Source organism: Treponema sp. UBA785 (assembly GCF_002297065.1).
In the GTDB taxonomy this organism is placed as follows: Bacteria; Spirochaetota; Spirochaetia; order Treponematales; family Treponemataceae; genus Treponema_D.
Genome location: NZ_DBJD01000067.1, coordinates 4,240 through 11,356, shown reverse-complemented (window position 1 = coordinate 11,356; position 7,117 = coordinate 4,240). Strand labels below are relative to the sequence as shown.

Here is a 7,117-nt window from a genome sequence, read left to right as displayed (position 1 = left end):
CAATACCAATACCAATACCAATCTTGTCGCTTCTACAAAAGTTGCCATGCGATTTAACAATGGCGAAGATTATGCGTTTTTTGTAAGAAACAATAAAAATATGTTTACGAATGTTTCGGATTTGGAAAACGCTTATATTTTGCGTGGATCAGAAACTATTCCTGTTGATCTTTCAAAAATGCTTTACGATGCAACTTATTACAGTAAGATTGAAATTAAATACAATGACCGCCTTATTGTGCCTTTTAAACAGTTCTTTGTGACGGTTTCCGGCGCAGTTTATTCTCCTGGACGTTATCCTTATATTCCTGACAGAACCTGGGATTACTATGTTGGGCTTGCCGGTGGATTTATAAAAGAAAAGAATAAAATGGACGCAGTAACAATAACCGACATTAACGGAAAAAAACATAAAAAGACTGAATTTATTTTGCCGGAAATGACAATAGACGCAAAAGCAAACAGCGGACTGTATTATTTTAATCAATACGCTCCTGTAATAACAACGATTTTGTCGGCAGTTTCGACAAGTATTTCTGTTCTTGCAGTGACTGGAGTAATAAATTAAAACAAAAAACCGGTTTGAAATTTTTCAAACCGGTTTTTTTTAAGAATTGGCTTCAAGTTTTTTTAAGGCCGATTTTAATCCTACGTTTTCTTCGGCAAGTTCTTCCATTCTTGTTTTTTGGAAGAGCAGTTCCTGTGCGTATGGAAGTGTTTTTGCCCAGGAAATGAAATTTTTGAGAGATGGATTGTCTTCTCCCGACCATTCGTTTAGTTTGTGATGCCGTCTCTGTCCGTTCGAGCACATTCCGAGAAGATTTTCGTAATTCATTGTTACTGTGCGTTTTTGAAGCCAGCTTTCCGGAAGAAGGCGGATCAGTTCTTTCCAGTATTTTTTTTCTTTTGTTTCATTGAATTTGTTTCTTAGGGATTCGAGAACTTCAATAAAAGACTGCCAGGCAGATTGAGCGTCTTTGAAGGTTGAACCGCAATCGGTGTTTATAAAATCATCGTGTTCAAAACAGTCAAAAGTGATTGGCGTTGAGGCGAGCTTGTGCATTTTGCTTGTTGAATTTGCAACTGTCGAAACTTTGTAAGTGTCAAATTCGCTCCACCAGTACATTGGAGCGGTAATATCTACAGAAACAAAAATCTGGCGCAAAAATTTTCGATGTTCTGAGCCGCTTTTTATGAGTGTCTGCATAAGTTTTAAGTCGGCGGAACCGATATTTGCCAGAATCCCGTTAAAAGTGCTGTCAGATTTTGCCCAGCTGTTTTTGGGATTTCTCATTCCGCGGATTGCGTGCTCAAAACCCCAGACCTGTGTATTTTCAAAGTTCATTGTAAACTCCTGTTCTTTTTAATTGGACTATTAGAATAACAGAAAAAAAAGGTTGTTTAAATAGATTGTTTGCATTGAGCGAACTTCATGCAAGTTTGTATTTGATGATTTTTGAAACCGCGGTTATTATTTAATGTATGGTTTTTGGAGTTTGAATGAAAAGATTTTTTTGTTTTTGCTGGTCTGCTGTTTTTAGTCTGTGTTTTTTGAGCGCGGCAAGCGATGTGATTTTAAGAAACGGCACAAATTCTATAATAACGTCAATTTTTGTAATCGAAGGCGAAAAGCCTCCGGTTCAGCAGAGTGTAAATCTTTTGCCAGTGTCAAAATTTGAAAGAACGTTAAGAAAAATGCAGCGCAGGGCAGAGTTTTACGGCGAAGAATTTGACGAAAAGAGCATTGCTTGCGAAAAAGAATGGCAGTTAAAAACCGGAGTTAAATACAGAATTCTTTTTAAGAGCGAAAACGGCGATTTATTTTTGAGGGACGACATTTATATAGAAAGAAAAATGGAAAATCTTGTAATTGAGTTTAAAAAACAAAACCGAACTGAACGAGATTGGCTGGTTCATTACGACAAGACTGTTCAGGAAAATATTCTAAAACAAAAGCAAATACAGGATTTGAGGCGGCCTTTGTGTTTTATGGCTGGTTTTGGAATTGTTCTTTTTTTGATTTTGACTGGTTTTATTGCGATGGATACGTACCGGCATAGGAAATTTGGCGAGCCGGCTTTTTTTGAAAAGCTCCTCGGAAAGAATTTGTCGTCGGCGCAGAAAGGCAAGCGATGGATGGAAATTGCAGGCGTTTTTTTGATGCTTGTGCCGGTTATAATTTCGTTTCTTACTTTTAAAAGCGAAGTTTCTAAAACTTATTTTTGGTTTTTTACGCATAAAATCGAAAAAGATGTTTCTGTGCAGGCGACAATGCTGACTGCGATTGCGGCGGTTTTTATTTATGCTTCTTATCTTTTGAGATATAATTTTTTTAAGAAAGACTCGGCGGAACAGGTGTTTTTTTCGGTTGTGCAGGCGATTGTAAATATTTGGGCAATTTCCGGGCTTTGTTCGATGTTTGTCGGGAACGAGGTTTGGAATGTGCCGGTTTTGAACATAAACAGCCAGACTTGTCTTTTGCTCATAATTCTTCTTTCTTGGATCGGGGCAAGGTCGATTTCCGGATTTTTGTGGATTATTCTAGTAATTATTGGAATTTCGCATATAACGGAAATAAGCGAGGCGATGGGAATTTACGGCGCTCTTTATATTGTTATGTTTTTTATTTCGCTTTTGCTGCAATTGACAGACACGGTTCATCTGGAAGATTTTAAAAATGATTTTTGCAGTATTGCCGCTAAAACTGGCCAGAAAATCGGAACAGATATTGATGCTAGCAAAGATACTGTAAAAAAATTGTCGGGGAAGGTTATAAGCGAAGTTTTGCTCTAAAAGTTTTGACACGTTTTTTATAGGAGGCAGTGCCATGAAAGATATGAAAATTTCGGATTCGGTTAAGTTTGTTGGTGTTAATGACCACAAAATCGATTTGTTTGAAGGACAGTTTCCTGTTCCTGAGGGAATGTCTTATAATTCCTATCTTATCCTTGATGAAAAAATTGCCGTTATGGACAGCGTTGATAGAAATTTTGGAGAAGAATGGCTTAAGAATATCGAAAACGCGTTGGCTGGCAAAAAGCCGGATTTTTTGGTTGTGCAGCACATGGAAATGGATCATTCTGCGAACATTGCCGCTTTTATGAAAAAATATCCGGATTCAAAAATTGTTTCTTCAAAAATGGCGTTCTCGATGATGAAAAATATGTTCGGCACGGATTTTTCTGAACGGCAGATTGTAGTTTCGGAAGGCTCCAAAGTTGAGCTTGGAAAGCATGTCTTGAATTTTATTGCCGCTCCGAATGTGCATTGGCCGGAAGTTATGTTCACTTACGAAAGCACAGAAAAAATTCTCTTTAGCGCGGACGGATTTGGAAAATTCGGAGCTTTGGATTCTTCTCTTGACTGGACGGACGAAGCCAGACGTTATTATTTTGGAATTGTCGGGAAATTTGGTGCGAATGTGCAGGCAGTTCTTAAAAAGGCGGCAAATCTTGAAATCCAAAAAATTTGCCCTTTGCACGGGCCTGTTCTTGATTCAAATCTGGAAAAATATATTAAGTATTATGATACATGGTCAAAATACGAAGCGGAAACAGACGGAATTTTTATTGCTTATACTTCTGTCTACGGAAATACAAAGCAGGCAGCCGAAAGACTTGCAGAAATTTTAAGAGAAAAAGGCTGCAAGAATGTCTTGATAAAAGACCTTGCGCGAAATGACATTTTTGAATGTGTAGCCGACGCTTTCCGCTATAAAAAACTTGTTTTGGCTTCGACAACTTACAATGGAGAAGTTTTTCCTAAAATGCGCGAATTTATTTCTCACCTTGCGGAGCGGAACTTTCAAAACAGAACAGTTGCTTTTATCGAAAATTGTTCCTGGGCGCCGCTTGCAGCAAAAGCTATGGCAAAACTGCTTGAGCCGTTAAAAGAAATAAAAATTTTGGAAGAAAAGGTTACGATAAAAATAGCCGTAAATGAGGAAGTTGAAAAACAGCTCGAAAAATTTGCTGAAAAATTGATTTAAGCTCTTGAATTATAATTTAGTTTGATATAAAACTGTTTTAATGAAAGAAGAATGTATGAAAAGCGCCATTGCTCTTGCAGAAAAAGGCCGTGGTTTTACAAATCCCAATCCGCTTGTCGGCGCAGTGATTGTAAAAAACGGCAAAATTATTGCAGAAGGATGGCATCATAAACTCGGTAGTCTGCATGCCGAACGCGACGCTCTAAAAAATGCCGCCGAAAAAAAAGTCGATGTCCGCGGCGCTTCAATTTATGTAACTCTTGAGCCTTGTTGCCATACTGGAAGACAGCCTCCTTGTACTCAGGCCATTATCGAAAGCGGAATTTCGGAAGTAATTTATGGCAGCAGCGACCCAAATCCTCTTGTAAACGGCAAAGGCAAAAAAATTCTCGAAACAGCCGGAATTAAAGTTGTATCTGGTTTTTTAAAAAATGAATGTGATAAATTGAATCCGGTATTTTTTCATTACATAAAAAACAAGATGCCTTATGTAATCTTAAAATACGCAATGACGGCAGACGGACAGACGGCAACTTCAAAAGCCGAAAGCCGCTGGATTACAGGCCCGTTGGCGCGCAAAAATGTGCACAAGACCCGCGCAAATGTAATGGCGGTTTTGACAGGAATCGGAACAGCAAAAAAAGACAATCCAATGCTCAATGTCCGCCTTGACGACGGTCTGGAGCACAGACAGCCGGTTCGCGTGGTTTTAGACAGCCATTTAAAGCTTAATCCGGAAAGCGCTTTGGTTCAGACAGCAAAAGAAATTCCAGTAATTGTTTTTTGCAAGCCTGAACTGACCAAAACTGAGCTTATAAAAAAAGATGTTCTGGAAAGCCGTGGCGTAAAAGTCTTGTCTGCAAAAACAGAAAAAAATCATTCGCTTCTTTACAGCCAGCTTAAGATTTTGGGAGAAATGGGAATAGATTCCGTTTTGGTAGAAAGCGGCGGAACCTTGAACGGAAGTTTTTTCTTTGAAGAAAAAGGACTTGTTCAGGAATTGCAGGTTTACATTGCGCCAAAAATTTTTGGAAACGACGGGCACACGATTTTTAACCCGGTAAAAGGGAAGGGAATTGAGCTTCCGTCAGAATGTATAAATCTCGGAAAACCGCAAATTGAAGCTTTTGGAGAAGATATTCTTCTTAAATATGTTCTGGAAAATTAAAAAAAAGGGCAAGAATCAAAATGTTTACAGGAATTGTTGAAGAAAAAGGAACAGTCAATTCAATCTTAAAAAGCTCTTCTTCTCTTATTTTGAACATAAAATGTTCTTTTGCCAGTTGTTTGGTTTTGGGCGAAAGCGTTGCCGTAAACGGAACTTGTCTGACAGTAGCTTCAAAAAACTCGGACAGTTTTACAGCCGACGTTACTCCAGAAAGTTTTAGACGGACAAGCCTCGGAAGCTTAAAATCAGGCTGCGAAGTAAATCTTGAACGCGCAATGAAGGCAGACGGACGTTTTGGAGGACATATTGTAAGCGGACACATTGACGGAACAGGAATCTTTCTTTCTTCTCAAAACGAGCAAAACGCCGTAAACATAAAAATTGCGGTTTCGGCGGAAATTGGAAAGTTCATAATCGAAAAAGGTTCAGTTTGTGTTGATGGAATAAGCCTGACTGTTGCAAGCGTAAATTACGGAGAAAGCGAGACTGTTTTTAGCGTTGCCGTAATTCCGCATACATGGAAAAACACAACTTTAAGCAAAATGCAAAACGGCTCTTACGTGAATATTGAATGTGATCTTGTAGGAAAATATATTGAGCATTTTGTAAATTATAAAAATTCTAAAAACGCAGATGATGAAGAAAAATCGCTCGAAAATTTTATGACAAGTTTTACGAGTTTTCATTAAGCTTGACTTTTTACAGGAGAAAAAAATGACAGAAGGAATCAATAAAATAGAAGACGCTCTGGCAGACTTAAAGGCCGGCAAAATGATTATGGTTACGGATGCCGAAGACCGCGAAAACGAAGGCGATTTAATTTGTGCCGCCGAATTTGCAACTCCGGAAATTTTAAATTTTATGGCGTCAAAGGCAAAAGGCCTTATCTGTATGCCAATAAGCCGTCAGATTGCAAAAAATCTTGGTTTTGGGCAGATGGTTGCGGACAATACGGACAACCACGAAACCGCATTCACCGTCAGCATCGACCATATAAACACTTCGACAGGAATCAGCGCTTTTGACCGTTCTATTACAGCAATGGCAGTTGCCGACAAAACTTCAAAGCCTGATGATTTCCGCCGTCCAGGCCATATGTTTCCGCTTGTTGCAAAGGAAGGCGGAGTTTTTGAGCGGACAGGGCACACAGAAGCAACAGTTGATTTTTGCAGGCTTGCTGGTTTGACACAGGCAGGACTTTGCTGCGAAATTATGAGCGGCGACGGACACATGGCGCGTCTTTCAGAGCTCAAAAAAATGGCAGCGGAATGGAATCTAAAGCTTGTTACGATTGAACAGCTCATAAAATACAGAAAAACTCACGAAAAAATCGTGGAAAAAGTTGCCGAAGCAAAGCTTCCGACAAAATGGGGCAATTTTAAGCTCGTCGGATTTTTAGACAAAATCACAGGGGCAGAGCACGCCGCGCTCATAATGGGAAATGTAAACGGCAAAGACAGCATTTTGTGCCGCGTTCACAGCGAATGTCTAACAGGAGATACTTTCGGCTCCTTAAAATGCGACTGCGGCGATCAGTTTTCTGCGGCAATGGAAAAAATTGCAGAAGAAGGCCGCGGAGTTCTTTTGTATCTCCGTCAGGAAGGACGCGGAATCGGGCTTTTAAACAAAATAAAAGCGTATGCGCTTCAAGACCGCGGAATGGACACAGTCGATGCAAATCTGGCTCTCGGACTTCCGGCAGACGCACGCGATTATAACTGCGGAATCCAGATGCTCAAGGAGCTTGGAATCAAAAAAATCCGCCTTTTGACAAACAATCCTGACAAAATAAACCAGATAAACGGCGCAGACACAGGAATCGAAATTACAGAGCGTATTCCTTTGACGGTTCCGACAAGGCCACAGGATATTCAGTATTTGACAACAAAACGCGTGCGGATGGGACATTTTCTGTAATTGATACAAAAAAAGGGCGTTCCTTTGACGGCTTTGCCGCCAAA

General features: G+C 39.7%; 6 protein-coding genes and 1 pseudogene. 6 read left to right on the top strand and 1 reads right to left on the bottom strand.

The genetic code is table 11. From position 1 onward, the window contains the following. Nucleotides 1–568, top strand: a pseudogene (locus tag B2X33_RS05535) (ligand-binding protein); the annotation flags it as partial. Between the two features lie 39 nt (nucleotides 569–607). Here the strand turns inward: B2X33_RS05535 and B2X33_RS05530 are convergent. After that, nucleotides 608–1,345 carry a hypothetical protein gene (locus tag B2X33_RS05530; RefSeq protein WP_296668221.1) on the bottom strand — a complete coding sequence of 246 codons (738 nt, stop codon included), beginning with the start codon at nucleotides 1,343–1,345 and terminating at the stop codon, nucleotides 608–610. A gap of 155 nt (nucleotides 1,346–1,500) precedes the next feature. Between B2X33_RS05530 and B2X33_RS05525 the strand changes: the two genes are divergently transcribed. From B2X33_RS05525 to B2X33_RS05505, 5 genes are read left to right on the top strand one after another with little or no spacing between them, the layout of a single operon-like run. Continuing rightward, nucleotides 1,501–2,793 carry a hypothetical protein gene (locus tag B2X33_RS05525; RefSeq protein WP_296668219.1) on the top strand — a complete coding sequence of 431 codons (1,293 nt, stop codon included), beginning with the start codon at nucleotides 1,501–1,503 and terminating at the stop codon, nucleotides 2,791–2,793. 34 nt (nucleotides 2,794–2,827) lie between these two features. Beyond that, the gene (locus B2X33_RS05520) at nucleotides 2,828–3,988 is read left to right on the top strand and encodes an FprA family A-type flavoprotein (protein WP_296668217.1); all 1,161 of its coding nucleotides are present in this window, start codon (nucleotides 2,828–2,830) and stop codon (nucleotides 3,986–3,988) included. A 55-nt stretch (nucleotides 3,989–4,043) separates the two neighbouring features. After that, nucleotides 4,044–5,156 carry a bifunctional diaminohydroxyphosphoribosylaminopyrimidine deaminase/5-amino-6-(5-phosphoribosylamino)uracil reductase RibD gene (gene ribD, locus B2X33_RS05515; RefSeq protein WP_296668215.1) on the top strand — a complete coding sequence of 371 codons (1,113 nt, stop codon included), beginning with the start codon at nucleotides 4,044–4,046 and terminating at the stop codon, nucleotides 5,154–5,156. A gap of 20 nt (nucleotides 5,157–5,176) precedes the next feature. Continuing rightward, nucleotides 5,177–5,845 (top strand): riboflavin synthase, encoded by a 669-nt coding sequence (locus tag B2X33_RS05510; RefSeq protein WP_296668213.1) that lies wholly within the window; start codon nucleotides 5,177–5,179, stop codon nucleotides 5,843–5,845. Nucleotides 5,846–5,870: 25 nt separating this feature from the next. Then, a complete protein-coding gene (locus B2X33_RS05505) occupies nucleotides 5,871–7,073 on the top strand; it encodes a bifunctional 3,4-dihydroxy-2-butanone-4-phosphate synthase/GTP cyclohydrolase II (protein ID WP_296668210.1) in 1,203 nt (400 codons plus the stop codon). The last annotated feature ends 44 nt before the right edge of the window (nucleotides 7,074–7,117 follow it).